The 26,086-nt window shown below is 47.1% G+C and carries 23 protein-coding genes; 8 read left to right on the top strand and 15 right to left on the bottom strand.

Going from position 1 to position 26,086, the window contains the following annotated elements; all coding sequences use genetic code 11:
• Positions 1-7 precede the first annotated feature (7 nt).
• From AC0KUT_RS13895 to cobT, 5 genes are all read right to left on the bottom strand, one after another.
• Positions 8-619 (bottom strand): glutathione S-transferase, encoded by a 612-nt coding sequence (locus tag AC0KUT_RS13895; protein WP_488830814.1) that lies wholly within the window; start codon positions 617-619, stop codon positions 8-10.
• A gap of 345 nt (positions 620-964) precedes the next feature.
• The gene (gene cobC / locus AC0KUT_RS13890) at positions 965-1,579 is read right to left on the bottom strand and encodes an alpha-ribazole phosphatase family protein (protein WP_488830812.1); all 615 of its coding nucleotides are present in this window, start codon (positions 1,577-1,579) and stop codon (positions 965-967) included.
• A gap of 2 nt (positions 1,580-1,581) precedes the next feature.
• The gene (gene cobU / locus AC0KUT_RS13885; RefSeq protein WP_488830810.1) at positions 1,582-2,136 is read right to left on the bottom strand and encodes a bifunctional adenosylcobinamide kinase/adenosylcobinamide-phosphate guanylyltransferase; all 555 of its coding nucleotides are present in this window, start codon (positions 2,134-2,136) and stop codon (positions 1,582-1,584) included.
• Positions 2,137-2,910 (bottom strand): adenosylcobinamide-GDP ribazoletransferase, encoded by a 774-nt coding sequence (locus AC0KUT_RS13880; protein ID WP_488830808.1) that lies wholly within the window; start codon positions 2,908-2,910, stop codon positions 2,137-2,139. It lies immediately after the preceding gene.
• 7 nt (positions 2,911-2,917) lie between these two features.
• Positions 2,918-3,985 (bottom strand): nicotinate-nucleotide--dimethylbenzimidazole phosphoribosyltransferase, encoded by a 1,068-nt coding sequence (cobT, locus tag AC0KUT_RS13875; protein WP_488830807.1) that lies wholly within the window; start codon positions 3,983-3,985, stop codon positions 2,918-2,920.
• A gap of 163 nt (positions 3,986-4,148) precedes the next feature.
• Between cobT and AC0KUT_RS13870 the strand changes: the two genes are divergently transcribed.
• Positions 4,149-5,339, top strand: coding sequence for an amino acid aminotransferase (locus AC0KUT_RS13870; protein ID WP_488830805.1), 1,191 nt, complete (start codon positions 4,149-4,151; stop codon positions 5,337-5,339).
• 105 nt (positions 5,340-5,444) lie between these two features.
• Here AC0KUT_RS13870 and AC0KUT_RS13865 read toward each other — a convergent pair whose 3' ends face one another.
• A complete protein-coding gene (locus tag AC0KUT_RS13865) occupies positions 5,445-6,521 on the bottom strand; it encodes a hypothetical protein (protein ID WP_488830803.1) in 1,077 nt (358 codons plus the stop codon).
• Between the two features lie 454 nt (positions 6,522-6,975).
• Entirely contained in the window at positions 6,976-7,638 is a 663-nt protein-coding gene (locus tag AC0KUT_RS13860) for a mechanosensitive ion channel domain-containing protein (RefSeq protein ID WP_488830801.1), read from the bottom strand.
• Positions 7,639-7,800: 162 nt separating this feature from the next.
• Here AC0KUT_RS13860 and AC0KUT_RS13855 point away from each other — a divergent pair, with 162 nt between their 5' ends.
• The 3 genes from AC0KUT_RS13855 (at position 7,801) to AC0KUT_RS13845 (ending at position 10,985) form a co-directional block, all read left to right on the top strand.
• Positions 7,801-8,517 (top strand): glycerophosphodiester phosphodiesterase, encoded by a 717-nt coding sequence (locus tag AC0KUT_RS13855; protein WP_488830799.1) that lies wholly within the window; start codon positions 7,801-7,803, stop codon positions 8,515-8,517.
• Positions 8,518-8,542: 25 nt separating this feature from the next.
• Entirely contained in the window at positions 8,543-9,820 is a 1,278-nt protein-coding gene (locus tag AC0KUT_RS13850) for a lytic murein transglycosylase (protein ID WP_488830798.1), read from the top strand.
• A 70-nt stretch (positions 9,821-9,890) separates the two neighbouring features.
• Positions 9,891-10,985, top strand: coding sequence for an SGNH/GDSL hydrolase family protein (locus AC0KUT_RS13845; protein WP_488830796.1), 1,095 nt, complete (start codon positions 9,891-9,893; stop codon positions 10,983-10,985).
• Between the two features lie 121 nt (positions 10,986-11,106).
• Here AC0KUT_RS13845 and AC0KUT_RS13840 read toward each other — a convergent pair whose 3' ends face one another.
• On the bottom strand, positions 11,107-12,243 hold the full coding sequence (locus tag AC0KUT_RS13840; protein WP_488830795.1) for an endo-1,4-beta-xylanase: 1,137 nt from the start codon (positions 12,241-12,243) through the stop codon (positions 11,107-11,109).
• Between the two features lie 58 nt (positions 12,244-12,301).
• Entirely contained in the window at positions 12,302-13,132 is an 831-nt protein-coding gene (locus tag AC0KUT_RS13835; RefSeq protein WP_488830793.1) for a diguanylate cyclase, read from the bottom strand.
• Between the two features lie 236 nt (positions 13,133-13,368).
• Between AC0KUT_RS13835 and AC0KUT_RS13830 the strand changes: the two genes are divergently transcribed.
• On the top strand, positions 13,369-15,573 hold the full coding sequence (locus tag AC0KUT_RS13830; protein WP_488830792.1) for an alpha-glucuronidase family glycosyl hydrolase: 2,205 nt from the start codon (positions 13,369-13,371) through the stop codon (positions 15,571-15,573).
• Positions 15,574-15,752: 179 nt separating this feature from the next.
• On the opposite strand, the gene AC0KUT_RS13825 is transcribed toward AC0KUT_RS13830, so the two are convergent.
• The 3 genes from AC0KUT_RS13825 to AC0KUT_RS13815 all read right to left on the bottom strand — a co-directional run bounded on the left by AC0KUT_RS13825 (position 15,753) and on the right by AC0KUT_RS13815 (position 16,642).
• Positions 15,753-15,887: an N-acetyltransferase gene (locus AC0KUT_RS13825; RefSeq protein WP_488830790.1), complete on the bottom strand. Its 135-nt coding sequence runs from the start codon at positions 15,885-15,887 to the stop codon at positions 15,753-15,755.
• Between the two features lie 47 nt (positions 15,888-15,934).
• The gene (locus AC0KUT_RS13820) at positions 15,935-16,327 is read right to left on the bottom strand and encodes a hypothetical protein (protein WP_488830788.1); all 393 of its coding nucleotides are present in this window, start codon (positions 16,325-16,327) and stop codon (positions 15,935-15,937) included.
• Positions 16,328-16,537: 210 nt separating this feature from the next.
• Complete coding sequence (locus AC0KUT_RS13815; protein WP_488830786.1) at positions 16,538-16,642, bottom strand: transposase; 105 nt, start codon at positions 16,640-16,642, stop codon at positions 16,538-16,540.
• A 231-nt stretch (positions 16,643-16,873) separates the two neighbouring features.
• Here AC0KUT_RS13815 and AC0KUT_RS13810 point away from each other — a divergent pair, with 231 nt between their 5' ends.
• The 3 genes from AC0KUT_RS13810 to AC0KUT_RS13800 all read left to right on the top strand — a co-directional run bounded on the left by AC0KUT_RS13810 (position 16,874) and on the right by AC0KUT_RS13800 (position 20,915).
• Complete coding sequence (locus AC0KUT_RS13810; RefSeq protein WP_488830785.1) at positions 16,874-19,258, top strand: DNA polymerase II; 2,385 nt, start codon at positions 16,874-16,876, stop codon at positions 19,256-19,258.
• 149 nt (positions 19,259-19,407) lie between these two features.
• Positions 19,408-19,812, top strand: coding sequence for an SMI1/KNR4 family protein (locus AC0KUT_RS13805; protein ID WP_488830783.1), 405 nt, complete (start codon positions 19,408-19,410; stop codon positions 19,810-19,812).
• A 293-nt stretch (positions 19,813-20,105) separates the two neighbouring features.
• Positions 20,106-20,915: a lytic transglycosylase domain-containing protein gene (locus AC0KUT_RS13800; RefSeq protein WP_488830782.1), complete on the top strand. Its 810-nt coding sequence runs from the start codon at positions 20,106-20,108 to the stop codon at positions 20,913-20,915.
• Between the two features lie 173 nt (positions 20,916-21,088).
• On the opposite strand, the gene argF is transcribed toward AC0KUT_RS13800, so the two are convergent.
• From argF to AC0KUT_RS13785, 3 genes are all read right to left on the bottom strand, one after another.
• Positions 21,089-22,006, bottom strand: coding sequence for an ornithine carbamoyltransferase (argF, locus tag AC0KUT_RS13795; protein ID WP_488830780.1), 918 nt, complete (start codon positions 22,004-22,006; stop codon positions 21,089-21,091).
• Positions 22,007-22,058: 52 nt separating this feature from the next.
• Entirely contained in the window at positions 22,059-23,222 is a 1,164-nt protein-coding gene (locus AC0KUT_RS13790) for an acetylornithine transaminase (protein WP_488830778.1), read from the bottom strand.
• 389 nt (positions 23,223-23,611) lie between these two features.
• Positions 23,612-26,041, bottom strand: a complete 2,430-nt coding sequence (locus tag AC0KUT_RS13785; RefSeq protein ID WP_488830776.1) for a response regulator — start codon at positions 26,039-26,041, stop codon at positions 23,612-23,614.
• Positions 26,042-26,086 lie beyond the last annotated feature (45 nt).

Raw genomic sequence — 26,086 nt, 5'->3', positions numbered from 1 at the left:
TATTGGTTTATGGATGCTTGTGCATAATGGCGGTAAACAGGGTGCTGTTTATATTGCACTCTAGCCACCTAGCCACGTGTGGGTAAACACCGCTATAAAACCAGTCTGGGTCTACTCCCGCAAATTGTCGAATAAATGGAAATATAGCTACATCGGCATAGCGGCGTTGATTGTCTATTAAACTGTTGTGCTGGCTTAGGCGCTGTTCCAATTGCTGGAGAAATATTTCGGCTTGGTGGCGGTAATCAATTTGGCGCTGCTCTGGGTGGCGGTCAAAATATTTATAGTGGTCCAAATGTGGCTTGAACTCATGGTCGCAGCTGTTAACTAGCGCGGCCATCTCTGTATTTGCGCTTGCTAGTAACCAGTTCTCTGGGTCTGCTATTTGTAGTGCCCACTGCATAATGTCGCAGCTCTCGTCTAATATGCGTCCCGTAGCGGTTACCAGTACGGGTACGGTTCCCTTGAGCGAGCAATCTAAGAGGCTTTGCGGTTTACTCTTGAGTGCTACCTCAATAATATCAACAGGGATTTTCGCACTATACAGCGCCATGCGCGCGCGCATGGCATAGGGGCAGCGGCGAAAACTATAAAGACGATGAGTGTTTGATTTATTCATGATCATATGTGTATAGCACAATTTTTTTGGTATTTTTTTGCATTGGGTTTTTATTTTGTTTGAAAAAATATTGTGTGAGTGCCTGAGGTACCGGGAAGAAATTCACGCGATAAACGTTTTTAAAATTGATATTTTTTTAGTTGGTCTTTAAGGGGTAAGTGATTTTTCGAGTTGTCTACCGGTTACTATTTTAAGATTGCCTTTCGTGGTCGACTTTAAAGGATTTTTATGAAGAGTGAAAGTAGTTTAAGGTTAAGTTTGTGCGAGACTCGCTTCGATTTAGGCTCGGCTACTATAAAATCTAAGCGTGTTACCCTGTTGGTGTTAAATGCTGCATATGGAGCCTTAATATGAAACGCCTATGTGTTTAATAACCGCGCGTAATTCTGGCTCGCTATGAAGCTCAATGCCGGTGTAGCTTGCGTAGTCAATATGGAGTTGCTGAAAGAGGCGAGCGTTACCTAGTTCCAGCCCGAGAATGTGGGCGATGATGATGCGTATTACACCACCGTGACAGATGATGACGCTATGTTCTGGTCGGCCTTGCTGCACAGCTTCTTCCCACGCGGAAATGATACGCTGAGAAAAATTATTGAGGCTTTCACCATTGGGTGGCTGCTTTTGATTGGGGTGATCCCAAAATGCTTTCAGCTGTGGCCATTGGTTTTGCAGTTGATTGAAGTCTACACCGTCCCAGTCACCAAAATTCATTTCTTTGAATTTTTCCTGCAGTTGCAAAGGCAGGGCGTGGCGCTGTGAAAATTCGTTTGCGACTTGTGCACAACGAAGTAACGGAGAGCTAATAATACTTGCTATGGGGTTTTCGCGATGTAGTTGTGTAAGTGTATGTTGCAGCTCGGTACGACCTTGCTCGCTCAGTATAATATCCGTATGGCCATAGAGTGCGGCAGGGCCGGCCACCTTACCGTGGCGCACGAGGGTGATAAATCTGCTTGCCATCGTTAAGGTGCATTCCCTGTAACAGGTGTTGCCGCCTTCAGTGTTAGGGGTATACCAGCAGCTACAAAAAATACTTGATCTGCAATGGCTGCCAGTTGTTGATTAAGTCGTCCTGCTTCATCGACAAATTTTCGGCTGATCTCACCCATGGGGATTACTCCCAATCCCACCTCATTAGCGACAAAAATAACATGTGCTTGTCTATGTTTTGTTTGCACAGTGGCAATTAAATCATCGAAGAGCAGTTGAAAGGATTGTTCTGGCGCGTGAAATAGTTGGTTGTTAAGCCAGAGTGTCAGGCAGTCAATTAAAATACATTGAGGTTGTTTAATTTCTTCACCCAGTGCGGTGGCTAAATCCAGCGGGCATTCGCGCAACTGCCAATTTTGTTGGCTAGTTTGACGCTGTTGTTGATGGTGTGCAATGCGCTCTTTCATTTCTGTATCTAAGGCGGTAGCGGTTGCTATATAAAGCAGCGGTAGATTTGTTGTGCGCGCCATCTGCTCGGCAATGCGCGATTTTCCTGAGCGCGCGCCACCCAGTACCAGGCTAATCATTTAAAAAACTCCAGAGTGTTGCTGCAGAATAAGTAGCAAGGCATAGATGCTTAATTCGCTAATTTGCTGTGCCGCGCCTAATGCGTCGCCAGTATAGCCGCCGAGCTGGCGATCAAAATAAAATTTAGTGCAGCTACGAATTGTAAACATTAATATTGCCAACACTAAACTGCTTTGCCAACTTAAGAAAAAAAGTACAGGTAGCGCGCTGATTAATAAAATGGCGAGATCGCGGCGCGATTGATTGTTGGCGAGGGGTTTGGATTTTCCGCTATCGGGGTCGGTTACATAATTCATTGAGAATATTAAGCTGGCTGCAAGGCAACGTGAGAGTGAATAGGCAAGTACAAGGCTAACCACTATGTCGAGCGTTTCAGCGAGCAGTAAATACTTTCCAAGTAACGCCATTAGTAGGGCACTTGCACCATAGGTGCCAATGCGGCTGTCTTTCATGATGCTGAGTTTTTGCGCACGGGTAAAGCCGCCACCGCAGCCGTCGGCGGTATCGGCTAGGCCATCTTCGTGAAAAGCGCCAGTGAGTAATAAGCTAAATATCATGGCAAGCCAAAGGCTGATGTTGGGTGAAAATATTGTGTGCGCAAGATAAAAACAGGCTGCCACCAAAGCGCCGAGTAGCCAGCCCACTGCGCAAAAATAACGGCTAGCCGCATTTAAACGTTCGGGTGAATACTCTACCCAAGCGGGCATAGAGATACGGCTGAAGAATCCCAGTGCCAAAAAAAATAAATTTATTTCTTGTTTAAGAAATTTCACAGAGTTTTTAAACCTTTACGCCAGCACTGGCAAAGGTGGCCATATCATTGTAGAAACATATTGCTGCATTAAGCAGCGGCAGGGCGAGGGCGGCCCCCGTACCTTCACCTAAGCGCAAGTCTAAGTTTAATAAAGGCTGCGCCCCTAAACGCTGCAGCATGAGTTGATGGCCAGACTCTAAAGACTGATGTGCGAAAATCATATAGTCGCGCGCTGCTGGATGCAGAGCAACGGCAAGCATGGCAGCGGCGGTGACTATAAATCCATCCACAAGAATGATTTTTTTTGCGGCGGCAGTCGCGAGCATAGCGCCGCAGATTTGCGCAATTTCAAAACCGCCAACTTCTGCTAGTAAGTCGAGCGGCTCAGTGCTGCTAATGCGTGCGAGTGCTTGTTGAATTAAGATAATTTTTTTGGCGAGCTGTGCATCGTTAATACCTGTGCCGCGCCCTACGCATTGGGTGAGCGGTGCTTGGCTTAATGCAGCCAGTAGTGCTGCCGCTGAGCTGGAATTGCCAATGCCCATTTCACCAAAGGCGAACAAGTTAGAACCTTGGTTAATATGGTGCTGTGCAAGTGTTGATCCTAGGTTGAGTGCGGTTTCAAGTTCGCTCTTACTCATGGCAGCTTGCTGTGCAAAGTTGTGTGTGCCCGCCGCTACACGCTGATTAATAAGGTCATGCGGTTGCGGTTGAATTTCCTCTGCTATGCCTGCATCGATAATCACGAGCGGTAAGCCTGCGCTGCGGCAAAAACAATTAATTGCAGCGCCACCCGCGAGAAAATTTAATACCATTTGTTGAGTGACTGCGCTGGGGGCAATGCTGACGCCTTCGGCGGCTATACCATGGTCGGCGGCGAACATCAGCATTCTAGGGCGGTTAATTTGCAGATAGTCGTTTGGTATCTGGATATTACTGCTGACTGCATCGCTGTGTTGAATGAGGGCGATTTGCATGGCGAGGTTTTCCAACTGTCCCAATGCGCCCAATGGTTTGGTTTTTTGATTGATGCGGTCTTGAATACGACTGCGCACAGCTTGATCGACGGGGGTAATGTGCCAACTGGGCAGCATAGTAAATTCCTTTGGGCTGAACTTGAACTGAAATGGTGCGTAAGTCGGTTATAAATTGCTGCGACTAAGTGCGGCGCAAGGTAGCATATTTTGCGCTGAACTTGGCAGATGTGCGTATAATCGCGCCTTTCAAATTACTACTATTTCGTCCTTTGGAGTCTTTATGTTCGAAGCCTTGCCCCTGTTGCCCGCCGATCCCATTTTAGGTTTAAGTATGGCCTTTGCGCAGGATGCTAATCCACTTAAGGTCGATTTAGGTGTTGGTGTTTATAAAAATGATACAGGTGTGACACCGATCATGCAGGCGGTGATGGAAGCAGAAAAGCTGCGCATTGCCCGCGAAGCAACTAAAGCCTATACGCCGCCAGCGGGTTACCCCGGTGCCAATGAAGCGGTGATGCAATTAATTTATGGTGTAGGCCATAGTGCGGTGACGGCTCAGCGTGTGCGCACAATTCAAACCCCCGGTGGTTGTGGTGCACTGCGCGTTGCTGCCGAACTTATTGCGCGTGCAAAACCTGGTGCCAGCCTTTGGGTCAGTACGCCTACCTGGGCTAATCATGTGCCACTATTAGCCAGTGCGGGTTTAAGCCTGCGCGAATATCCCTATTACGATTACGCTACACATAGCATTGATTTTGCGGCGATGCTCGCCACGCTGAATGCAATACCGCGCGGTGATTTAGTTTTACTGCACGCCTGTTGCCACAACCCGAGCGGCGCTGACTTAAGCCGTGCACAGTGGCATGAGGTGGCGGATGTTCTAGAGGCGCGCGGCGTTATCCCGTTTATTGACATGGCCTATCAAGGTTTTGGTGAAGGGTTAGAAGAGGACGCCTATGGTTTGCGTCTCATGGCGGCACGTATGCCTGAGGCTGTTGTTGCAACGTCTTTTTCGAAAAACTTTGGCTTGTATCGCGAGCGTGCGGGTAGCCTTAGTGTGGTATTTGCCAATGAGCTGCAAGCTGATGCAGGTATGAGTCAATTATTAAGTGTGACACGTGCGCTCTATTCTATGCCACCAGCACATGGTGCGGCCTTGATTGATATTATTTTACACAGCAATGAGCTGACGCAAATGTGGCGCGATGAGTTGACGCTGATGCGCGAGCGTATTGCAGGCTTGCGGGTGCAATTAGTGGCGAGTTTAAACCAGCTGCAGACGCAACAAGATTTTAGTTTTATTGGGCAAGAGCGCGGAATGTTTTCATTCTTAGGCTTGAGTGTGGAGCAGGTGCGTCGTTTGAAGACGGAATACAGTATCTATATGACCGATACCAGTCGTATTAGTGTGGCGGGTTTAACTGCTGAGAAAATGGATTATGTCAGTAGAGCAATAGTGTCTGTGCTCTAAATATAGTAATTTTATTATCGATATATGAATAGAGAATAATATTGAGGTATTAAAAAAGGCGAAGCTCCTAGGGGCTTCGCCTTTTTTAATGGAGATAAATTTATGTTACTTCAATTGAAATTCAATTTTCTTAAAGCTGATATCCATTTCTTTGAAGGTTTCAGGCACGCTAGTGCTCCAAGGGTTAATGTTGCCACGTAACACATTACCCGATTTGGTTTCGCCTACGAACAAACCGCGCTGAATAACTACATTGCTTAGATCGGCCAAGGATTTGTTGGTGCGCACGTAGTTGACTTCAGAATAGAACGTAAGCTTGTTCATAGGAATAGTTACGCGCACCCACTTATCGAGCATGGTGGCTTGATCAACTTCAATAATTATTGCTGCATTAAGGTTGCCGCCGTCATGCAAGGTAATACCAATGTTGACCTTACCTGCGTCCATCGCATCTACCGTTGCGCCGGTTACGTAGCTGGCGTAGGTTGTTTTTAAGCTGGCGACTGTAGGTACTTTGGTGTTGGCAGTGTTAATTTTTACATCGAGCACGAGGTTTTCAATGTCGCCAAATCTATAACCCATGGCGAGAATATTTTTCTCGAAGCCATTGGCGTGTTGGTGATCCCAGTCGGCCACTTTTTTAACCAATACCATATTGATAGTGTCTGCACCATTACAAGAGTCGTTTACCTTGGCGCTGGTGCTGAAGTTATAGGTTGTGCCGGTTTTAGCGAGGTTAGTCCATTCGGCAGTAACGCCATTTGTCGCGTGATTCCAGCCGCTGAAATTTAAGCTGGAAAGGCTTTGGTTTTGTACGCCGCCATCGTAATCCGCAAAAAGTGCGTAGGTTTTAGCCGCTGCACTGATGTTCACACCGCAGTTTTGAATTTCAGCAAGGGTCACACCGCTAGCGAGGGTTTGTGCATTGCTGGTGGTTTCATCGCTTGCGTTGGCAAGGCTACTAACAGTGGCTGAACTTGCAGGTGCTACGCTTGCGGCCATTGAGCTGGCGGGTATTGAACTTGCCGGCATAGAGCTCGCTGCAACAGAGCTAGGTACTGGTGTGCTAGAAAGTGCAGCTGTGGATGAAGGCTTAGGCGTGCTGGAGCCACCTCCGCCACCGCAAGCGGCCAAACTGGCGATGATAAAACTGAGACTGGTTACAGAAAGAATTTTGCGCATGGTCCTACCTTATTATTAGTGTCGATTTTAGTTATTAGTCTTGATTTTGATGGTCTATTTTGAGGATCGTGTCGATTTTTATAAGTAGCGCGAACCCTTAAGCCTGAGCCTTAGGGTCGAAGCTCTGTAAAGCGCTATAGCCATCTCACTGTGCGCTTTGGGCAATTTGCGGGCGAAACTATATAGAGTTTCTAACCTTGGCGTAAATAATCGTTTTTTTTTGGACACAAAAACCAAGGTTGTCCTTGGTTTTTGTGTGTTGGTAGGATGAAACTGCTAGAGAATTAGGTTCTACCATGAGCGATCAATGATAATCATGCTGAATTCAGCGAGAGACTCTCTGTGTATTGTTTAGGTCGCTAGCTGTGTATTGTGGGGCGCTAGGTGTAAGGTCACAACAAGGAGCTATACGCTTTTAGGGGTTCTTTTGGGGCTGTTGTCGATGCTCTTGCTATTAATCCTGCGCCGCTAAGCGCACTTGAGGCGCTTGGGCCATGTGCTCTGTTTTTTTGTTGGTGTTTTGGAGGCTGTCTTCAGCGGCAATTTCTTCGGTGTCGAGGTCTTCAAAGTCGTGTTCAATTTTCAGTACGGCTTTTTGCAATATAAGGCTGTTGGGGTAACTAAGTAGGTTGCCATCGCCGCAGCGCAGGAGTACATGGAACATGGTGATCTCTTCAATAATGCCCGTCATATCATCATCTTTATCAAGTATGCGAATACGATCACCCACTTGATAGGGAAAGCTAAAGAAAATAATCATGCTGGCGGTCACATTGCTCAAAATAGACCATTGAGCAAAAAGCGCTATGCCGACTACGGCAAAAATTGACGATAAAAAGACAGAAATTTCGCTGTAACCCAATCCCAGTAGTAAGCACATAACGACCAAACATAAAAATGTCATACCCATATTGAGTAAGCGCGTGATGTGGAGTACGCGCAAGTTGCCGAGGGTGCGGCGAATAGCTGTATCGCGAATGATTTTATTGACCAGCTTGGTCATGAGGTAAAAGACGATAAAGGTAATGCTAAGTAAAATAAATTTTGTCATTAGCGTGTGGTTTAAAATACGCTCTATGAGCGGATTTTCGATAAAGATACTAGCTAGTTGGTTCATCTTGGCTCAACTTTTACGGCGAATGTTATGGCAAAAAAATAGTGATGTGGTTGGTGTTGTGCAACGCAACAGAAATACTTGTTATACATACATCGGGGATGAAGATAAGTTTGCTATTCTAAGCCATCTTGTACTCGTTTGATGCTTAATAGGTAAAGATATATGACATCACTTAAATGTATTGCACATCGCGGTGGCCCTTTAGGCGGACAGCCCCTGCCTGAAAATAGTTTAGCCGCTATGGCGCGTGCGCTCAATATGGGTGTAGATGGCATTGAGTTAGATGTATTTCTTTGTAATGGGGAGTTGCTTGTCACCCACGATCGTCGTTTAGGGCGGGTGGTGAGCGGTGAGGGAATAATTGACCAGCAGCCTAAAGCTTATTTGGCTCAGCAGCGTTTAGAGAATGGCGAGCCCATACCGCGTCTAGAGCAGGTGCTGGCCCTTGTGGGTGAGCGCGCGCTGTTAAATATAGAAATAAAGGGGCAGGGCGTCATGCCTGTACTCAATCGTTGCTTGCGTGATTTTGTGAGTGCGACTCAGGGCAGTTTTGAACCTTACATTATTTCTAGTTTCGATCATCAACAAATATTTCAAGCCTTACAATTATTGCCTGATGTGAAACGAGGGGTGTTAATAGAAGGCGTGCCTTTGGATTATGCCGCGTGTTGTGAGCCATTAAAGGCGTACTCGCTAAACAATCACCTGAGTTATTGTCTGCCAGAATTGGTCCAAGATGCTAATAAACGTGGATTTCACACTTGGGTCTATACCGTCAACCGCGCTGATGAGTGGGAGTACTTGCATCAAATTGGCGTGGATGCTGTATTTACCGATAAACCTAATGAATTTTTGGCTTGGCAAACTCAGTGTATTTAGTTTGCTGGCCTCTACTGGAGTTGTTATGAAAACCCTCAGGACGTTAATCGCCCTTGCCAGTTTAAATGTGCTAATAGCAAATGCGGCTATGTCCTCTGCTTCAAGCTCGTCTTTGGCATCGACAGAATCACCCACAGAACCACCCGCCATTATGCTAACCGCTGAAATGTTTTCCGCGTGTTTAAAAAATTTCGCAGAAAAGGCAGCCGCTGCGGGTGTTTCTAAAATCACCATTGATGGCAGCCTGGCCCATGCACATTTGAATAGTCGCGTGCTTGAATTAGATCGCCAGCAGCCAGAGTTCACGACAACTTTTGCACACTACTTTAATCGTAGCGTGAGTGATCAACGGGTTGCTCAAGGGCGTGAGCTTTGGGTAAAGCACCGCGTGTTGCTGGATAAGGTTGCGCAACAGTATGGTGTGCCCGCAGTGTACCTTTTGGCATTTTGGGGGCTTGAAACAAATTTTGGCAGCTATTTTGGCAATATTCCGGTGGTGGACTCATTGGCCACGCTAGGCTGCGATGCGCGACGCAGTGAATTTTTCACGCGCGAACTGATTTTCGCGTTGCGTATCCTTGACGAGGGTGCGATTACTTCTGACAAAATGGTGGGGTCATGGGCGGGTGCTATGGGGCACGTGCAATTCATGCCTTCAGCATTTTTACAGTATGCAGTAGATTACGATGGCGATGGCAAACGGAATTTATGGGGCAGCACGGCAGATGCTATGGCATCGGGTGCCAATTTTTTACAACACCTTGGTTGGCAGCCGGGCGAACGCTGGGGGCGTGAAGTGAAATTGCCGAAGGGATTTTCATTTATCGAAGCGGGTTTAAAAAATAAAAAACCATTGTCACAATGGAAAAAATTAGGGGTAAGAAATGCTGACAATAGCCTCTTGCCGCAAGCAGATATGAATGCTTCACTGTTAGTCCCATCTGGATATCAAGGCCCTGCTTTTTTGGTTTACGAAAACTTCAATGTGATTATGCGTTGGAATCGCTCCGAGTACTATGCCTTGGCTGTTGGACATTTGGCGGACCGCATTGCAGGTGCAGGAACATTATTGCAAGCACCGCCAACAGACGCACCGCGCTTGCACCGCGCGCAGGTTATTGCCGTGCAAACCCAGCTTCAGCAACGAGGTTTTTACGCTGCAAAAATTGATGGTGTGTTTGGTTCGGGAACACGAAACGCCCTTAGTGAGTTTCAACACGAGCAGGGCATGGTTGCCGATGGCTTTGCAGGGCATAAGGTGCTCGAATTGTTGGGTGTGGTGACCGATGCTGTTGCGCAATAAAGCACGTTAATTTTATATCTATAAGCAGTTTAATAATTTATTGATAACCTAATAGTGAAAGGGGGTGGCGATGAAAATAATCCATAGCTTATTGCAGGGCTTGTTTATAGCGGCATTAAGTTTTTCTATAGTGGCAGCGGCTGAGCCGGTGCAAACAATTAGCGCTGATAATCCGGAATATCTCTATACAGGCCGCGTTGACTTTTCCGACAAAAAAGTACCGCAAATTTCATGGCCTGGCACTAGTATTAAAGCAAATTTTACGGGCACCTCTTTGGCTTTAAGCTTAGATGATCGCTTAGGGAAAAATTATTTCAATGTGTTTGTGGATGGCGACACGCAACATCCCTTTGTGCTTGAAGCCAAGCAGGGTGAGCAAACCTATGTGATATCGACTGCATTGAAGCCGGGCAGTCACAGCGTAGAAATTTATAAGCGCACAGAAGGGGAGGAAGGGGCAACGGGTTTCAAGGGTTTATTGTTAGACGCTGATGCCAAATTACTGCCCGCACCAGCTCGCCCTATCCGCCGCATAGAAATTTATGGCGACTCTATAACGAGTGGTGCGGGGAATGAAGGTGCTGATAATGGCGCTGACCATCTTTTATCAGAAAAAAACAACTATTGGGCTTATGGTGCAATAACCGCGCGTAATTTGAATGCGGAACTGCATACCATTTCTCAAAGTGGTATTGGCATTATGATCAGTTGGTTTCCCTTCACTATGCCGCAGTTTTACGATCAGCTCAGTGCCGTGGGTAATAATGATAGCCGTTGGGATTTTAAACGCTGGACGCCAGATGTGGTGGTGGTGAATCTATTGCAAAACGACAGTTGGTTGATAGATCGCGAAAAGCGCCTGCAGCCAATCCCTAGTGATGAGCAACGTATCCAAGCCTATATAAAATTTGTACGCACTATTCGTGCTAAATATCCTAAGGCGCAGATAATTTGTGCATTGGGTAGTATGGATGCAACGGCCGATGAGAAATGGCCTGGTTACATTAGCACCGCAGTGGCCAAGATGAAAAAGACCTATAAAGATGACAAGCTCGATACTATTTTCTTTGAGTTTACCGGTTACGGGCAGCATCCGCGCATCGCACAGCATAAGGCGAATGCTACTTTATTAAGTGCTTTTATAAAGCAGAAAATGAATTGGTAGCGCGGCAGAATGTCAATGATTTAAGTCTTGCGATTCAAGTGAGGGCAGGACTAATATCATAGAGCTAAAAATAGAAAAAGCGCCTTTATGCGGCGCTTTTTCTATTTTAGGGGCTTGCTTTCTATTTCATGTCGAGTAGGCGAAAGTAAGCTGATTTCGGTTCATGCTTGCGATCAAATAATAATGGGTAGTTGGTGCGCCCTTTGATTGGGAAGTCATTGAGCCAGCTGGCGTCATCACTCACTCCCCACATGGTTACACGTTCAATGTTGTCCTTGTGCTTACGGAATAGTTTAAACAGTGCTTCATAACGACGGGCTAATTTATCCTGCACTTTTTGCGGTAAACCCGTGGTGTAGGGGTCGCGCTCTGGGGTGTAGTCAAAGCGAGTTGAGATTTCAGCCACGGGGATATTCCAGACCGATGGCAATACATCTACATCTAATTCAGTGAAGTGTACGCGTAGGCCGAGCTTGGCAAAGGCGACAATACTTTTTTCAATTTCTTTGATGCTAGGCGTTTCAATGTTTACGTGACCTTGAATGCCGAGCCCATGAATAGGCATGCCGCGTTTTTGCAAGCGCTTAATCATTTCTACTACCGCTTCGCGCTTGCCAGTGTTTTCGATATTATAATCGTTGTACATGAGGTGTGCTTTTGGATCTACTTCATGAGCAAAATTAAATGCCTTATAAATAAAATCGTCCCCCAATATTTTATACCAGTGGCTTTCGCGCATTTTAAGATTATCGTCCATAGCTTCGTTGACGACGTCCCACGCCTGCAATCGGCCTTTATAGCGGCCTGCCAAGGTGGTGATGTGATCTTGCATTTTACCGAGTAGCGCTTCTTTACTGATGTAGTTGCCATCTTTATTTTTAAACACACCATCAGGAATTTGGCTGTGCCACACTAATGTGTGCCCAACGCTATACATATTGTGCTGGGTGCCAAAGTCGACATAAGCATCGGCATCGCCCCAGTTCCAGCTGCCGTCTTCATTGCGAATTTCACCCCACTTCATGCAATTTTCTGGCGTGACCGAATTGAAATCACGCGCGATTATTGCCATTAATTTTGGATCTTTATTTTTAACAATACTGGCGCTGAGTGCAGCGCCGACATAAAAGTCTTTTTTAAACGCATCTTTTAACGTTTTCGCTGCACTCATTTTTTCGGCAGCGATGAGTTGCGAGGCGGGTAGAGCTAGCGCACTGCCTGAGGCGAATGCAAGTAGGTCGCGGCGAGTAAGTTTCATGGGTATTCCTCAGTTTCAAAATAATAATCTGTGTATGTAATACATGCTGAGCGTGTTTTTAGGGCAGTGTGTCTGGATCAAACCAGAGCTCAGGTCTGTTAATGGGCGTTTCTTTGGAGAGAGTTGGATTGCTAAGCCTAAACACTAAGCGGTTTTTCATATTGGCTTTCGCGATTACATCTTGTACCGCTTTGTCCGCTAAAAAAGTGGCATCAAAGCTGCCGTCTGCAATGGCTTTTTCAAGTCCATCTTCAATAATTGCTTTAAGTTTTTTGTTGTTTTTTGATACAAATAGATAAAACGGCATTTGATAATAAACCATGAGGTTTTTCTCTATGCCGAGCTCCATGTTCGGGCGTGCGTCCAATTCACCAAAGGGTTCATGCACACCGCGTGGGAAGCCATCGAATCGACCGCCCTCGACCATATAAAATAAATTGGGGTATTTGTTGGCTTTAATAACTTTAAAACCATTGGCTTCCAAAATGCGAGAGTCTGCCCAAGTGCGTCCCTGCCCAATTGTTAGTTGTTTTAGATCGGCGAGTGTTTTGACATGATCAAACTTAGCTTGGTTATTTTTATTGATAATAAAAATGCGATAACCCAACAGGCCTTTAAAAAGGGGAATGCGAATAGGTTCAATTTGTTGCTCTAGGGTGGCATCTGATGAGTTCCAACAGACATCAAGTGCGCCTTCAGTGGCAATTTCTTCATTGATGCGCGCTTGGGTGAAGTTTTCTTGCAAGACTTTTACGGTGTAATTGGAGTCTGTATGGGCCAATGCAAGCTTTAACATTTTAATGGCATAAGCCGCATTGGGGTCGTTGTAGTCATTAACACGTAAGGTCTGTTCCTCCGCAATAACACGGCTGCTTAAGAGTATAAGCACGAAAAGAGCTATTTTTTTTATCATAATTACGCCTGCTGAAAGGGTGTTATGTGTTAATTGATGTGGCTTAACATTGAGCCTTAAATCCCTATAAAGCGTAGACTAAAATGATATGAAAGCTCGATCTAGCCAACCTTTATTAACATTTAAAAACTTGTCATCTTGTATACGAGTGTTATATTTGAATCGACTATAAGTCTAACCGTTGTTTTGAAAAAGTCCATACGGAGTTGAATGTGAAGCAAATAATAATAGGTAAATTGTTGGTGCTCTTGGTGGTCTGCGTATCACTGAATTCACTTGCCGTGCGTGCGGAAGATGGTTATGAGATGTGGTTGCGCTATACCGTCGTTGCCGATGCAAAGTTACGTAAAAGTTATCAGCAACAACTAACTCAGCTCGTTATTGAAGGTGATTCGCTCACACTGCAGGCGGCAGCGGCGGAATTACAGCGCGGTTTGGGTTCTATGCTCAGTAAGCCTATCAAGAGAGCGTCAAGCTCGCCTATGCAGCATGCGTTGCTCTTGGGCACGCCTAAAAATTCCCCATTAATTGCTGGTTTGACACTTGATGAACGTTTAGCCGCTGTGGGTGACGAAGGGTATCTCATAGAAACGGCGCGGGTGAATAAACGTGATGTCGTGGTGATCGCTGCTAATACGGATATTGGCGTGCTCTACGGTAGCTTTCATCTATTGCGTTTAATTCAAACTGAGCAATCCCTCAAAAATATAGCTATTAGCTCATCGCCCAAGCTGGAGTTTCGCGTTGTTAATCACTGGGACAACGTAAACCGCATTGTGGAGCGTGGCTATGCGGGCCTTTCGCTGTGGGATTGGGGTACCTTGCCCGAGTATAAATCGCCACGCTACACCGACTATGCGCGCATAAATGCTTCGCTGGGTATTAACGGTACGGTTATTAACAATGTGAATGCTGATCCGCGTATGTTAAGTGATCAGTTTTTAGAAAAAATTGCGGCTTTGGCAGATGTGTTTCGCCCTTATGGTATTAAGGTTTATGTCTCGATTAACTACAATTCGCCTAAATTGTTTGGCGATTTAGATACTGCAGACCCGCTCGATCCGCGCGTTATTGCTTGGTGGCGTGAGCGCACTGAGCAGGTCTATAAATTTATTCCCGACTTTGGTGGCTACCTCGTTAAGGCCGATTCTGAAGGCCAGCCTGGCCCACAGGGCTATGGCCGCAATCATGCAGATGGCGCTAACATGCTGGCTGATTTACTGGCACCCCATAAGGGCATGGTGTTTTGGCGAGCATTTGTCTATCACCCCGATATTGGCGATCGCTTTCGCGGTGCTTACGACGAGTTCACCCCGCTTGATGGTAAATTTAAAGACAATGTGATTCTGCAAATTAAAAATGGCCCCATTGACTTTCAACCGCGCGAGCCTTTCTCTCCACTGTTTGCTGCCTTGCCGCACACCAATATGATGATGGAGTTTCAAGTTGCTCAGGAATATTTCGGCTTCGCAACGCACTTGGCTTATCAGGGGCCACTCTTTGAGGAGTCATTAAAAACCGATACTTTTGTAAAAGGCGCGGGCTCTACCATTGGCAATATTTTGGAAGGCAAGGTCTTTGGTGCGCGTCACACCGGTATGGCCGCGGTTATCAATCCTGGTACTGATCGCAACTGGACCGGTCATCCGTTTGTGCAATCGAGTTGGTATGTGTTTGGACGCATGGCGTGGGATCACAACCTCAGCGCGGCAGCCGTTGCGGATGAGTGGTTGCGCATGACGTTTTCGAATGAGGAAATGTTCATTAAGCCTATTAAAAATATGATGCTTAGCTCGCGCGAAGCCGGCGTTAATTACCGTTCGCCCCTTGGTTTGACGCACTTGTATTCGCAGGGGGATCACTACGGTCCTGCGCCTTGGACGGCAGACATGGGGCGCGCAGATTGGAATGCGGTTTACTATCACCGCGCTGCGCAAGACGGTATTGGATTTGATCGCACCGCGAGCGGCTCTAATGCGCTTGCTCAATACCCAGCCCCTATTGCCAAGTTATATGGTGATTTGGACACCGTGCCTGAAGATTTGCTGTTGTGGTTTCACCATGTTTCTTGGGATTACAAAATGAAATCGGGCCGCAGCCTCTGGCACGAATTGGTAGACAAATACTATGCCGGTGTTGATCAGGTGCGCGCTATGCAAGCGGATTGGGATAAGCAAGCGGCGTATGTTGACCCAGAGCGCTTTGCAGAGGTTAAAGCGCTGCTGGCGGTACAAGAGCGTGAAGCCGTGCGCTGGCGCGACTCCTGCGTACTCTATTTCCAAACACTGTCTGGCAAAGCGATTCCCGCCGAATACGAGCAGCCAAAACATGATCTCGCCTATTATCAATTTTTAGCGCGCACGCGCTATGTGCCAGACCCTTGGCACCCAGCTGGCGCCAGCCGCGTGTTGAAATAGCTACTTGTAAAGCCTTGGATTAAACCAAGGCTTTTTTGTTTCGAGCCTAGCAGTGTGCCTATTGATGTTTGGTGGCAAGCATCGCCACTTAAATCCCTCTTTCCAAAAAATCAAATAATATTGAGGCACCCACAAACTAAATTTGCATTATATTTATTGTTTTTTACCACAGTCGCTTGTTAAGCTTTGACACGATACCAATAATCATAGGCCCTACGAAATCCAAGACTTTCATAAAGACTAACTGCTACAGCGTTCGAAGCTATAACTTGTAAATATGCCGAGTTAGCACCTAATTCATAACCCCAACTCATTAAGTTTGAACAAATTTCATTAGCAAACCCTTCTTACCCGATTTATTTTATTTAAATTCTTTACTAATCGAAGAAAAATAAGATAAAGACAATACAAAACCAGAAGTTAGGATGATAAAGTAAGAAATCATTCCGTCAGCAGCGCCTATAATAGCAAGTCCCCAAATAGGTAATAAAAGTCCTGAGGCTATTGTGTATACCATGAAGCATGAGCGGCCCCACTTTTTAAATTTATAGAGCCCTACTAGGGATACCATAAAAAAGGCTGCAAAAAAATAAGGTACTGGACCATTAATATCTATTAGTCCGCCATAGCCATTCCACGCCAAAGCATTTAATGTTTTTTCACTATAAATGTAGTTCCAGGCGAATGGAATAAGCATGTAAATTAAATAGAGTGCAATAATGCCCTGCACTATATTTTTAAAAAAAGACTTCATTTACTCTCCCTATATGACGAGGCTGTAGAAAAATAAAGTTCAAAAACACAAAATATTTCCCAGCGCGTGGTTGTTTTAAATTGGCGACTATTTGAACAGTTTTTCTCGCTATCGACAAGATGCACAGCAAAAGTGGACTAATCCGTTATTCTTTGCCCAAAAACGATTGTGTTGCGCCTATAAAAACACTTCAGTGCTCTTTTGTTCCCACTATGTCGCATATCTCCAGAGTTTTTCCACATTGTGTACCATGCAGTATAACTGCCATTGCGCAATTACCTTTTGCTCTCCGCGCAAGTTGAGTTTGTTGAGCATTTTCTTTGCTATGGGTCAATCTTATTATTAGCGGGGTTATGCTTATTGCTGCAGTTCGGCTTATTTATGAATGCCTGCGTGACCTATACCGATTCTGGATGCTGGGTGGGGCGAGGCTGTTTGCTAAGGCAACAGCGAACGACGGGGTTATAGCTCAGCAGTCTGGTTTTAGGCTCTTTTTAATAGTCACAGAAAAATTGACATTACAAAGGTATACTGTTCGCCTATCCAGTGATTCTGTTTTTCTTTATGTCGATCAATGCCTTTTTATTAAGCCGTCAATGGCGCGACACGCCTAAGGGTGTGTTGCTGGATTTGTGGTGGGCGACGGAACAGGGCAGCTGTTGGACGCAAGTGAGTGGGCAGGAGGTGGTGTTTTTTGTTGCGCGTGCGCAGGCGGAGCAAGTTCAACAGCTATTGCAGCCGTTGCGTAATTGGCGCATGGCCGAAGTTGCGTTAAAAACGTTTCGTAATCAGCCGGTTAATGCGCTGTATTTTTTACGTCAGCGCGATGCGCGCACAGCGCAAGACATGCTGCGGGCTGAGGCAATAACGTTTTGGGAGAGCGATATTCGCCCGCCCGAGCGCTATTTAATGGAGCGCTTCGTCACCGCGGGTGCTCAGCTTAATGATCTTAGTGGTTCCGTGGCGCCGCATGTCAATCCGCGCATTAGCCCTCTGCCTGAGGGGCAATCCCTGTGGCGCCCGCAGTTGCGTATGCTCTCACTGGATATTGAAACCAGTATGGATGCCAATGAACTCTATTCCATTGGTGTTTGGAGTGCTGAGCAGCAGTGCGTTTTTATCTGTGGTCAGGGTGAAAATACCGAGCAGGTGTATTTTTGTACTGACGAAAAATCGTGTTTAACCCAGTTTTTTAACTTTTTAGCGCAGCATGATCCCGATATTTTAATCGGTTGGAACTTAATTCAATTTGATTTGCTGGTGCTGGAGAAAATTTGTCAGCGCTTGAAGATCCCGCTTGCCTTAGGCCGCGCGCGCCAAGCTATTCACTGGCGCCACGAAGAGGGCGACGCGGGGCGCAGCTTTGTGGTGATTCCAGGGCGCGTGGCACTGGATGGTATTGAACTCTTAAAAGCCGCTAATTTTCGTTTTGATAGTTACTCACTGCAGAATGTTGCCGAAGAACTTTTGGGCGAAGGAAAGTTATTGAGCGGTGCAGAGCGCGGCGCTGATATTAGTCAATTATTCCTGACTGATAAGTTGGCGTTGGCGAAATACAACCTGCGCGACTGTGAGTTGGTGTGGAAAATATTTGCCCTAAAAAAATTATTGGAATTCGCACTGGAGCGCAGTCAGCTTACGGGTTTGCTGTTGGATCGCATCGGCGGTTCGGTAGCTGCGTTTGAATATTTGTATTTGCCGCGTTTGCATAGGCGCGGTTATGTGGCGCCTAATTTGGGTGAGCTGGAATCAGACGTTATCAGCCCCGGCGGCTATGTGATGAATTCGCGCCCAGGTATTTATGACAATGTGCTGGTGCTGGATTTTAAAAGCCTGTATCCCAGTATTATCCGCACGTTTTTGATCGATCCCTGTGGCTATTGGCTCGCACAGCATCAGCAGTTAGTGGACGCGGAAACGGTCAGTGGATTTAATGAGGCTTATTTTGCCCGAGAGGGGCATATTTTACCCCAGGTGATTGAGAGCCTCTCTGCCGCGCGCGATCAAGCCAAGTTAGAAAAAAATGCGCCGCTCTCCCATGCTATCAAAATTATTATGAATTCTTTTTACGGCGTATTGGGTTCTCCGGGCTGTCGTTTTTTCGACCCGAGTGTGTGCAGTTCTATCACACTGCGAGGCCATGAGATTATTCAGCGCAGCCGCGCCTGGATTGAGCAGCAGGGTTACGGTGTTATTTACGGTGATACTGATTCGCTGTTTGTGTGGTTGGAAAATAATTGTGTAGGCAAGCCGCCTAAAACACCGGAGCAGTGCAATAAAATAGGCGCGCGTTTGGCGCGAGAGTTGAATCTGTGGTGGCGACAAACCTTGCAGGAGGAGTTTCAGGTTAAAAGTGCCTTGGAGATTCAATATGAAACACACTACCTACGTTTTTTAATGCCCACCATGCGCGGCTCAGACGAGGGCACCAAGAAACGCTATGCCGGTTTAGTCGAGGTAGCGGGGCAGCGCGAATTGATTTTTAAGGGGTTAGAAAATGTACGCACGGACTGGACGCAGCTCGCCAAAAAATTTCAAGCAGAGTTGTACCGCAAAATTTTTGAAGGTGAGGACTATAGCGACTTTGTTCGCAGCACTATGAGCAGCCTGCTGGCGGGCGAGTGCGATGAGGATTTAGTGTATCGCAAGCGGTTGCGACGCCATTTGCATGAGTATCAAAAAAATGTGCCGCCACATGTGCAGGCCGCGCGTAAATATCAGCATTTAACGGGCATTACTCTGCGCCGTGGGGAGTGGATTGCCTACGTGCTCACCTTAAGCGGGCCGGAACCGCTAGCGGCGCAGCAGAGCCCGCTGGATTATCAGCAATATATCGATAAGCAGCTTACTCCGGTCGCCGATAGCATTTTGTATTTTTTGAATGAGTCGACCCACACCTTAACGGATCAGCAGCTCAATCTATTCCAGTGATTGGCCTTAAGGCTTCGCTACTAATATTGCAACTCTGGCGTAAGGTGCGTGAAATCCTAGCCCTAGCGATCTTTCGGTCTTCCTGACTTGTTAATCCGTGCTGCTTCGGGCTATATTCCCCCTCCCGATTTACACCCAAAGGTTTAACAATGGAAGAGATACTGGAACTTCTGCGCGACCACAATGAATTAGTGCCTGTGCCGCTGGAATTGCCTGATCACGATCGTCTGGTCGAGATTGAAGAGGAAATACTCTTACCCATACCGCGCGATGTGCGCACTTTTCTGCTTGAGGCCAGCGATGTAATCTATGGCTCATTAGAGCCGGTTACGGCGGCAGACCCTAACTCTCATACCTACCTGCCTGATGTAACCTCTATGGCCTGGGCCCAAGGTGTGCCACGCTACCTGCTACCCATCTGCGAACATCGTGGCAGCTATTACTGCGTTGATCCTGATGGCGAAGTGTTTTTGTGGCGCGATGGTGAGGTGAATGAAGATGAGACTTGGCCGTCTATTTGGCAGTGGATACGGGATGTGTGGCTAGAGTCTTGATGTAGGCGCGTGATTCTTGTTGTTTAATTCTCTTGTTTTATGAGCGCTGATTATTATCTTTTGCTCTTGATTGCCTCGGGTTAATGGTTTATCACAATCAATAATAATATAAAGCTATATCAAAACTAGGCCCTCATCACGAATTTGGCGCTAGATGCCGCACCGATAAGTGTCATGGGCTACACTCAAGTCCCCCTGATAACAAAAGTGAGGGACGGGTCCCTCACTTTTGTTATCTATGTACTGAGTGACCGTATTCAATAGATGTATTGATCTAAGGGTGTTTCTATTCCATGACGTCTTTGCAAAGACTTGCTTGCTGCTTACTGCTGATAGCCATCGGCAGCGTCTGCTATGGCGAGGAGGCGGCAATGCACATAGAGGTTAGATTGCCTGAAGCTAATAAGCCTTCTGCTGCCGCTACGTTGGATTTTGAGGCACAAGTGCGAGCAGTAGCAGAGCAAACGGCTGCGCGTGAAGCCGCTCAGCGCGAGCAGGAGCGTTTGGAGTTAGAGGCTGCGGCGCAGGCCAAGCCCAAAGATAAGAGCTTTAAGTTTTTTAAATATCGTAAAGAGGGCACTACAGCTTACTCAGACCGAGCCCCGCGCAAGCTCGACTATCAAGTCATTGTGTACAGCAGTTGCTATGCCTGTAGCGCGCTTTCCCGTGTTGATTGGCGCGTGACCCGCTTGTATATGACCGAGTTTTCCTATTCTATTGCTCAAGCTGCGACTGAGTACGGGGTTGATCCGGCATTAATTCGCGCGGTGATTCACGCTGAATCTAACTTTAATCCTTTGGCGCGTTCACGTAAGGGCGCTATGGGCTTGATGCAGCTGATGCCGGGAACCGCAAAAGATATGGGCGTAAGTGATACGGCGAATGCAGCGCAGAATATTCGTGGTGGAGTGAAGTATTTAGCCTATCTGTTAAACCGATTTAACAACAATATCACCCTAGCAACGGCGGCATATAACGCTGGCCCAGGTGCTGTGGCGAAATATCAGGGTGTACCTCCCTATGAGGAGACAAAAACCTATGTGTTCCGCGTTAATATTTTGCGCCAACGCTATAAAACTCAGTCTGAGTTAGCGCGCAATTAAGCGCTTTTTTATCCGCTATTAGTAGGTTTATTCTGCGTTAATCTGCTTTTGTTTGATTGCGGGTTATGTTTTATTTCCCCTTTAGCTGAAGCAGAAAATCACAGCCAAAAAAAATGCCTGATGGATAGATCCTCAGGCATTTTTTATTTGTACCGGTTTGTTCAATGTTTAGTTTATTGGTTGAACAAAAATTCCATCAAGGCTTTTTGCGCGTGAAGACGATTTTCTGCTTCTTCCCAGACCACGGCGGCGGGGTCATCCAATACTTCAGCGCTCACCTCTTTACCGCGATAGGCGGGGAGGCAGTGCATAAAGAGCGCATCACTGTTGGCGTGGCTCAATAGTTCGTGATTGACTTGATAGCCGCTAAAGATTTTTTCGCGCTGTTTCTTTTCATCTTCTTGGCCCATAGACGCCCAAGTGTCGGTGACAATAAGATCGGCGCCGGTAACCGCTTCGCGTGGGCTGGCTGCCATGTGTACGCGATCTTTAGCCGCTTCAAGCATGTGATCCCAAGGTTCAAAACCTTTAGGGGTCGCTACGCGCAATTCAAAATCGCAGAGTTCAGCAGCTTGCATATAGCTCTGGCACATATTGTTGCCGTCGCCCACCCAGGCGACTGTTTTGCCCGCGAGCGAGCCGCGCTGTTCGACATAGGTTTGAATGTCGGCCAGCAGCTGGCAAGGGTGATGATCGTCGGTTAAACCGTTGATAACAGGTACGCGTGAGTACTCGGCGAAACGCTCGACTGTGGCGTGCGCAAAGGTGCGAATCATCACCATGTCGACCATGCTAGAAATGCAGCGAGCTGAATCTTCGATGGGTTCACCGCGACCTAGCTGTGAGTCTTTGGTGGACAGAAAAATAGCGTGGCCGCCCATTTGCGCCATACCAGATTCAAATGAAACGCGGGTTCGGGTCGATGATTTTTCGAAAATCATCGCCAGGACTTTGTTTTTGAATACTTCTGGTGAGGTGCCTTGGCGCTGGATTGCTTTGAGTTCTATCGCGCGGGCGATAACCTGTTTTAGTTCGTCGCGGTTTAGATCGCTAAGGGTTAAAAAATGTCTCGGTGCCTTTGAGGGAACCATAATCATTGCTCTACTTTTTTGTATTGCAGCGCGCGCCTTATGCGCGCGCTTGTTAAAACTCCATCACCAATTCAACAACCTTGGTGACCAGCTCTTTCGCTTCTGCTGCCGTTAAAATAAACGTGGGCAATAAACGAATGGTATTTACAGACGTAACGTTGATCAAAATGCCTTTATCGCGTCCTTTTTGAACCAAGTCAGGGCAGGGCGCGTTGAGCTCTATGCCGATCATCAAGCCTTTGCCGCGAATATCAACAACCTTGGGGTTGTCCGCGAGTGCAGTTCTAAAATCTGCCAGCAGTTGCTCGCCCAGGTTTTTGGCTTGCTCAATAAGTTTGTCGGCGAGCAGTGTTTCTATTACCGCTATACCGGCGCAACACGCCATAGGATTGCCGCCAAAAGTAGTGCCGTGGTTGCCGGGCTGCAGCACTTCCGCTGCTTTGCCTCTCGCTAAGCAAGCGCCAATTGGCATGCCATTACCCAAGCCTTTAGCCGTGGTAACGACATCCGGTAGCAAATTGTTGTGTTGATAGGCGAAAAAGGTACCGGTACGGCCGTTGCCTGTTTGAATTTCATCGAGCATCAATAGCCATTGGTGCTCATCGGCAACTGCGCGCAATTGGTTTAGGTAGTCGGCAGCAGGTACCCGCACGCCGCCTTCGCCCTGCACGGGCTCAACCAAAATTGCCACAATATTTTTGTGCTCTTGGGCGGCGGCTTTTACTGCTGCCACATCGTTATAGGGCACCCGAATAAAGCCTTCGACCAATGGCTCAAAACCAATCTGTACCTTGGGGTTGCCGGTGGCGCTCAAGGTGGCGAGTGTTCTGCCGTGAAAACTGTTGGCCATAACGATGATGGCTGGGTTTTTTACGCCCTTTTCATTGCCGTATTTACGTGCGATTTTAATTGCTGCTTCATTGGCTTCAGCGCCGGAATTGGAGAAGAACACCTTATCCATACCCGATTGCTCAATGAGCATATCTGCCAAGCGCTGTTGCTGGGGAATATTATAGAGATTGGATACGTGTACCAAGCTTGCGGCTTGTTCACACAGCGCTTTGGTGACAGCGGGGTGAGCGTGGCCAAGGCCGCAGACAGCAATGCCGCTGATCGCATCCAAATAGGAATTGCCTTGCTCGTCCCACACTCGGCTGCCCGCGCCCTTAACGAGGGTGAGGGTTCTGGTGCCGTAGGTGTTCATCAAGCTAGACATGCTGTGCTCCAATTTCAAAAAGTAAAAATAACGCGTTTATTGGTGCTGCCCATGGGCGGCGGCATCCAATGATTTGTAGTAAGTAAAACAAAGTGGTGCGGGTAAATCGGACCCAATATTTGAAAAGACAAACCCATTAAGTCAGCTGATAACTGACGTTGAAAATGGGGGCTTAAACAGGGGGGATTTACGCGTTTACGACCATTTTAAAGCGATCTTGTTCGGGGTTTTTACCGCGGCTTTGATCGGCCCCTAATTACTGCTCAGTGAAATTCGCGCAGTATTAAGGTTTAAACAGGCAGCCAATATATAAGTTATTGGGATTATTGGCAAATTCCGCATGGGCCTGAGTAGCGTTTCAGCGCCCATGGTGGTGCTTGTTTTGCTTTTTATAGGGTAAATTTGCCTGCAAAGTCGATATCGGTTTGCATGTGGAAGCGGCTATCCGGCGGCTGAATAAAAAAGCCTTCAAACAGACGCACACCCAGTGCCCACAGGTTTGATAAATTGAGTGAGTCTTCGATTTGTGTGGCGATGACGATAACATTACTTTGATTGGCTGCGTTTACGTAGGCTTCTAATTGCGGGTTTGTCTCCAGCGCTTTGATCAGTTCGGGTGCTAAGCGTACATAGTGAATTTCCAACTCTTGTAATAATTCAATACTTTGCGCTTGAGAGCCCGCACGGGTTAAGCAGAGCCCGCAGTTGATGGTCGCTATAGTTTTGGAGAGCTTACGTGCATGGGCTAAATTATTCAGTACCCACTGCTCTTCCAACATGAATATTAAGCGTTGGTTGCCGCGCAGGCGCGACGAGCGCAGTACGTTGGCGACAAAGGAAAAAAATGCACTTTGTTGCAGGGTTTCTTCGGCGAGGTGAATGAACAGCGTGGCATCCTCACGCGTATTGCTATTGTCAGATATTGCCGTTACTGCCTCTTGTAGCACCCAGCGGTCTAATTCTACATAGCGCTCTGGTTGGGTGAAACGGTTTAAAAATTGCGCGGCGGGTAGCAACTCGCCGTCTTCACGGCGCAAGCGTGTGAGCACTAAAAAGTGATCAATGTGCGCATCTTCTAAGCTGATGATAGGTTGAAAGGCGAGGCGAAGATCGCGTTTAAATTCAATTTTACTGGGCTCAATATAGGTCGCCGATACGCTCTCGGGGTCTTTATGGCCGGGATTTTCTTTGGTGATGCTTTGAAAGCTGCGCTCGGCCTGTATCAAGGCATGGTTGGCGCTCCCTAAGGCTGGATTTAAGTGCGTAATGCTTAAATTAATATCCAGTTTTACTGAGGTCGCGCCTAATTTGTAATCTTGTTCCAGTAGGTATTTAACGAGCTGGGCACTGCGCTGTTGATGAAAACCTGGGCTGCGTTTACTGGCGAGCACGCAAATGACCAAGGTTGAAAGATCTACCCAAAGCTCATCGCTACCGATGATGGCGCTCAGGTGATGGCACAACTGCTCGTGCAGCGTGAGCTGTTCGATGGTGTTGTATTGTTGGCTGAGCTCGTCGAGATGGCTGATGCTTAAATAATAGAGTGCACTTAAATCTTTGCCGAAACTATTGTTTTGCAGTTCGTGATTCAGCGCGGCAAAAAAATAACTGCGCGTTGTCTGCTGGGGTTGTTGGCTGCGCTGCGTGACTCGCGCTATACGATTTTTTAACGCATAGGTATTTTGCAGGGCCTGCTCGCAAGCGCTAATTAAATCCATGCCTTCTACGGGTTTGAGCAACAGCCCGTTAATTCCCAGTGCTTTCAATTCTTTGTGCTGCTGTGTGTCGGTATCCGAGGTGACAAAAATAATGGGCAGCAGAAAAAACTGTGGGTCTTGGCGCACCAAAATCGCAAGTTCCATACCGTTCATATCCGGCATGTGCATATCTAGAATTAATAAATCGGGCTTAAATTCCGCGGCGCGCTGTAAACCTAGGAGCGGTTTGTTCACGCACAGCACCTGCATGCCCGCAGCGCGTAAAAATTCCGCTTGGTAATTGGCGATCTGCGAGTCGTCATCGACAATCATGACTCTGTGGCTTTTTTCGTGTTGATTGATCGCGTTGTGTAACTTGGCGATTAAAAAGTGAAAGTCTAATGGCTTGGTTAAGTAATCACTGCTACCTGCGCGCAGTGCGCGTAGTTTTGCATTGACGTCGGTACGCGCCGACATCAATAAAATAGGCACTTGCTGGTGGACGAGTGCTTTCATTTGCTGCAAGAGCGTAAGCGCTTGCAGGCCGCCATGCTCAAAATCAAGATCCATCAATATGGCTTGGGGTGTATGCAAATAGAGATGTTGAATACAGTCTTGTGGTGTTTCGAAATACTCCACGCGAAAGCCCGCTTCACGCAAATAGACACAGAGCAATGCGCTCAGTGAGGGGTCTGGATCGATCAAAAATATAGCTTTACTTTGGGCGGCGAGCTTGTCGTTAAGAATGGGTTCGGGTTTGAGTATGGGCGTAGTGGATGCCATTTGAGCTTGTGGGGCATTGAGCATGGCCGTTTTTAGGTGTGTTATGCGCTCTGCCAGTTGCGTGCGTTCTTGGCCGCCAAATCCGCGTTCGAGAACGAGAAGATCATTGATATAGCTGTCGAGTTCTTGTGCGCTTTGGCTCAGTTCAGGCAGTCCAAAGCTGGCACCAGATCCGGCTAATTTATGCGCAAACTGTTGCAGGGCTTTAACACCTTCTTCGCTCCAATTTAGATGCTGTAGGTGGCTCCATATTTCGTCGAGGCGGCGCGCGCGCAAGGTAAGGCTGGCGCAAAACTGACTGCGCAGTTGTTCAACTTGGTTATGAAACTGTTGTGGCATAAATAGATCCTTTGATCTTGCGGTCAGTATACTGGTCCCTAACGA

Source organism: Cellvibrio sp. 25HG11W-0 (assembly GCF_057815475.1).
Note: the sequence above shows the minus strand (reverse complement) of the source record. Positions and strands in the feature narration are given on the sequence as shown.

Excerpts from the sequence above, each read along its gene's own strand:
- AC0KUT_RS13845 (WP_488830796.1), top strand. The coding sequence starts at position 9,891 with ATGAAAATAATCCATAGCTTATTGCAGGGCTTGTTTATAGCGGCATTA.
- AC0KUT_RS13815 (WP_488830786.1), bottom strand. The coding sequence starts at position 16,642 with ATGCTCAACAAACTCAACTTGCGCGGAGAGCAAAAGGTAATTGCGCAA.
- AC0KUT_RS13820 (WP_488830788.1), bottom strand. The coding sequence starts at position 16,327 with ATGAAGTCTTTTTTTAAAAATATAGTGCAGGGCATTATTGCACTCTAT.
- AC0KUT_RS13865 (WP_488830803.1), bottom strand. The coding sequence starts at position 6,521 with ATGCGCAAAATTCTTTCTGTAACCAGTCTCAGTTTTATCATCGCCAGT.
- argF (WP_488830780.1), bottom strand. The coding sequence starts at position 22,006 with ATGGTTCCCTCAAAGGCACCGAGACATTTTTTAACCCTTAGCGATCTA.
- AC0KUT_RS13860 (WP_488830801.1), bottom strand. The coding sequence starts at position 7,638 with ATGAACCAACTAGCTAGTATCTTTATCGAAAATCCGCTCATAGAGCGT.
- AC0KUT_RS13785 (WP_488830776.1), bottom strand. The coding sequence starts at position 26,041 with ATGCCACAACAGTTTCATAACCAAGTTGAACAACTGCGCAGTCAGTTT.
- AC0KUT_RS13870 (WP_488830805.1), top strand. The coding sequence starts at position 4,149 with ATGTTCGAAGCCTTGCCCCTGTTGCCCGCCGATCCCATTTTAGGTTTA.
- AC0KUT_RS13800 (WP_488830782.1), top strand. The coding sequence starts at position 20,106 with ATGACGTCTTTGCAAAGACTTGCTTGCTGCTTACTGCTGATAGCCATC.
- AC0KUT_RS13850 (WP_488830798.1), top strand. The coding sequence starts at position 8,543 with ATGAAAACCCTCAGGACGTTAATCGCCCTTGCCAGTTTAAATGTGCTA.
- AC0KUT_RS13790 (WP_488830778.1), bottom strand. The coding sequence starts at position 23,222 with ATGTCTAGCTTGATGAACACCTACGGCACCAGAACCCTCACCCTCGTT.
- cobC (WP_488830812.1), bottom strand. The coding sequence starts at position 1,579 with ATGGCAAGCAGATTTATCACCCTCGTGCGCCACGGTAAGGTGGCCGGC.
- AC0KUT_RS13825 (WP_488830790.1), bottom strand. The coding sequence starts at position 15,887 with ATGAGTTGGGGTTATGAATTAGGTGCTAACTCGGCATATTTACAAGTT.
- cobT (WP_488830807.1), bottom strand. The coding sequence starts at position 3,985 with ATGCTGCCCAGTTGGCACATTACCCCCGTCGATCAAGCTGTGCGCAGT.
- AC0KUT_RS13895 (WP_488830814.1), bottom strand. The coding sequence starts at position 619 with ATGAATAAATCAAACACTCATCGTCTTTATAGTTTTCGCCGCTGCCCC.
- cobU (WP_488830810.1), bottom strand. The coding sequence starts at position 2,136 with ATGATTAGCCTGGTACTGGGTGGCGCGCGCTCAGGAAAATCGCGCATT.
- AC0KUT_RS13805 (WP_488830783.1), top strand. The coding sequence starts at position 19,408 with ATGGAAGAGATACTGGAACTTCTGCGCGACCACAATGAATTAGTGCCT.
- AC0KUT_RS13855 (WP_488830799.1), top strand. The coding sequence starts at position 7,801 with ATGACATCACTTAAATGTATTGCACATCGCGGTGGCCCTTTAGGCGGA.
- AC0KUT_RS13840 (WP_488830795.1), bottom strand. The coding sequence starts at position 12,243 with ATGAAACTTACTCGCCGCGACCTACTTGCATTCGCCTCAGGCAGTGCG.